Origin of the sequence: Roseomonas rosulenta (assembly GCF_016106005.1) — a bacterium.
In the GTDB taxonomy this organism is placed as follows: domain Bacteria; phylum Pseudomonadota; class Alphaproteobacteria; order Acetobacterales; family Acetobacteraceae; genus Neoroseomonas; species Neoroseomonas rosulenta.
In genome coordinates, this window is sequence record NZ_JACADR010000401.1 from 1 (window position 1) to 2918 (window position 2918).

Genomic DNA, 2918 nt, shown 5'->3' on the forward strand with positions numbered 1-2918 from the left:
TACGCCAGGCCGCGGTGGAGGCGGCGGCCGTGCCCCCCGCAGACACGCCCTTGCCCGAGACGGTCGCGCAATCCGCGCCCAGCCCCGGCCGCGTGATGATCGAGGCTGGCACGCTCTCGCGCCCCGATGCCGCCGCGCGGCTGGCCGCGCGCATCCCCGGCGCGCGGGTCGAGGCCTTCGGCCCGCGGCGCGACCAGCAGTTCCGCGTGCGGCTCGGTCCCTTCGACAGCGTGGCCGCCGCCGACGCGGCGCTTGAGCGGACACTCGCCGCCGGCGTATCCGGTGCGCGCATCCTGGTGGACTGACCGGCCGCCGATTCGGGAAAGGGGCTCGCCATGACATATCGCCGTTCGCTGCTCGGGGGCACGGTAGGCGCGGTTCTGGCCGCGCCGGCCCTGGCGCAGAACCGCGGGGCGCAGCAGCCGGCGCAGCCGCGACGCCAGCCCGGTCCGACGCGCCCCGCCGGCGCGCCGGCCGATACACCGCTCGGCCCGCTCGACGTGGTGGCCCGCCAGGCGTTGATCGTGGATTTCGCGACCGGCGCCGTGCTGCTCGAGAAGAACGCCGACCAGCTCATGCCACCATCGTCCATGTCGAAGCTGATGACGATGTATGTGGTGTTCGAGCAGCTGAAGGCCGGTCGCCTGCAGCTCGACCAGACCCTGCCGGTGAGCGAGCGCGCCTGGCGCATGGCCGGCTCCAAGATGTTCGTGGAGCTGGGAGCGCAGATCAAGGTCGAGGACCTGATCCGCGGCGTGATCGTGCAGTCGGGCAACGACGCCTGCATCGTGCTGGCGGAAGCCATCAGCGGATCGGAACAGCAATTCGCCGAGCTGCTGAACGCCACCGGCCGGCGCATCGGCCTGCAGAACAGCAATTTTCGCAACGCGACCGGCTGGCCCGACCCCGAGCACCGCATGACGGCGCGTGACCTCGCGATCCTGGCGCGCCGCATCATCGAGGATTTCCCCGACCACTACCGCTACTACAACGAGCGTTCCTTCCGCTTCAACAACATCAGCCAGGACAACCGCAACCCGCTGCTGGCGCGCGTGGCCGGGGCGGATGGCCTCAAGACCGGCCACACCGAGGAAGCGGGCTACGGCCTGACCGGCAGTGCGCGTCGCGGCGACCGCCGCGTCATCATGGTGGTGAACGGCCTGCCCTCGATGCGCGCGCGGGCCGAGGAGAGCGAGCGCCTCATGGAATGGGCCTTCCGCGAATTCGAGGCGGTGGTGCTGTTCCGCGCCCAGGACACCATCGAGGAAGTGCCGGTCTACCTGGGCGAGCGCAACCGCGTGCCGATGGTGGGCGGGCGCGACATGGTGCTGACCCTGCCGCGGCAATGGCGCCAGCGGCTGCAGGTGCGGCTGCGCTACGAGGCGCCGCTGACCGCGCCGGTGGCGCGCGGGCAGATCATCGGCACCATGATCGTGGGCGGGCAGGGCGTGCCGCAGCTGGAGGTGCCGCTGATGGCCGGCGCGGATGTCGAGCGGCTGGGCATCATCTCGCGCATTCCCGCGGTGATGAGCCGGCTCGTGTTCGGGACGTGACGGCGCGCGGACGGTTCATCACGCTGGAAGGCGGCGAGGGGGCGGGGAAGTCCACCCAGGCGCGGCGGCTGGCCGCGGCGCTGGCACGATCGGGGCTGCCGGTGCTGCGCACGCGCGAGCCTGGCGGCACGCCGGGGGCGGAGCGCATCCGCGCATTGCTGCTCGGCCATGGCCCCTGGGACCCGGTGGCGGAGGCGATGATGATGTTCGCCGCGCGCAGGGAGCATGTGGTGCGGGTGATCCGGCCCTTCCTCGCGGCCGGCGGCTGGGTGGTGTGCGACCGCTTCGCCGATTCCACCCTGGCCTACCAGGGCGCACAGGGGCTGCCGCGGGAGGTCTGGGCCGGGCTGGCGGGGATTGCGCTGGAAGGCCTCGCGCCGGACGTGACGCTGGTGCTGGACCTGCCGATCGAGGCAGGCATGGCGCGCGCGGCGGCACGATCGGGTGCGGACCGCTACGAACGCATGGACCGCCGCTTCCACGAGGCGGTGCGCGAAGGCTTCCTGCGCATCGCCGAAGCCGAGCCCGCGCGCTGCGCCGTGCTAGATGCCGGGCAGGGCGTCGATGCCGTGAGCGCGGCGATCCGCGCGGTGGTGCAGGCGCGCCTCGGGCTCGCCCTGGGCTGATGGACCCGCGCGCCAATCCCGAGCTGGTCGGCCACGAGGCGGCTGCGCGCAGCCTGGAAGCCGCCGCGCGATCCGGCCGGCTGCATCATGCCTGGCTCATCTGCGGGCCGCCGGGGATCGGCAAGGCGACGCTCGCCTGGCGCTTCGCGCGCTGGCTGCTGGCGGGCATGCCGCCGGGGAGCACGCCGCTCGAGGTCGATCCCGCCTCCGCCGTGTTCCGCCGCGTGGCGGCCGACACGCATGCCGACTGCTTCGCGCTGGAACCGAATACCGGCGATCGCGGCGTGAAGCGCATCCTGCGCGTGGAGGATGCGCGCGAGGCCGTGCGCTTCCTGACCCAGACCGCGGCCGAGGGCGGCTGGCGCGTGGTGGTGATGGACGAGGCCGAGCGCGCCGACCAGGCCGCGGTGCAGAACACGCTGCTCAAGACGCTCGAGGAACCGCCGCCGCGCACCGTGCTGCTGCTGGTCTGCGCCGCGCCGCAGAAGCTGTTGCCCACCATCCGCAGCCGCTGCCGGCGGATCGACCTCAACCCGCTGGGCGCGGCGGAGATGGAGGCGCTGCTGGCGCGCCTGCTGCCCGACACGCCGAAGGCAGACCGCGCGCGGATCGCCGCGCTGGCGGATGGCGCGCCGGGGCGCGCGCTGGCGCTGGCCGAGGCCGGCGGGCTCGAACTGCAGGCCATGGTGGAGGCGAGCCTGGCGGCGCTGGCGCGCCCCGACCCGCCCCGCGACCACGC

4 protein-coding genes are annotated in these 2918 nt (G+C 73.5%); all 4 read left to right on the forward strand.

All coding sequences use genetic code 11. The features are described from left to right. Nucleotides 1–305 (forward strand): SPOR domain-containing protein (locus HW578_RS24905; RefSeq protein ID WP_198373391.1); only part of this gene is annotated, 305 nt, incomplete at its 5' end. Nucleotides 306–335: 30 nt separating this feature from the next. After that, nucleotides 336–1553, forward strand: a complete 1218-nt coding sequence (locus HW578_RS24910) for a D-alanyl-D-alanine carboxypeptidase family protein (RefSeq protein WP_198373392.1) — start codon at nucleotides 336–338, stop codon at nucleotides 1551–1553. Beyond that, complete coding sequence (gene tmk, locus HW578_RS24915; RefSeq protein WP_198373393.1) at nucleotides 1550–2179, forward strand: dTMP kinase; 630 nt, start codon at nucleotides 1550–1552, stop codon at nucleotides 2177–2179. The genes HW578_RS24910 and tmk overlap by 4 nt, the downstream gene beginning before the upstream one ends. Continuing rightward, on the forward strand, nucleotides 2179–2918 hold a 740-nt coding region (locus HW578_RS24920; protein ID WP_198373394.1), incomplete at its 3' end, for a DNA polymerase III subunit delta'. The genes tmk and HW578_RS24920, both read left to right, overlap by 1 nt.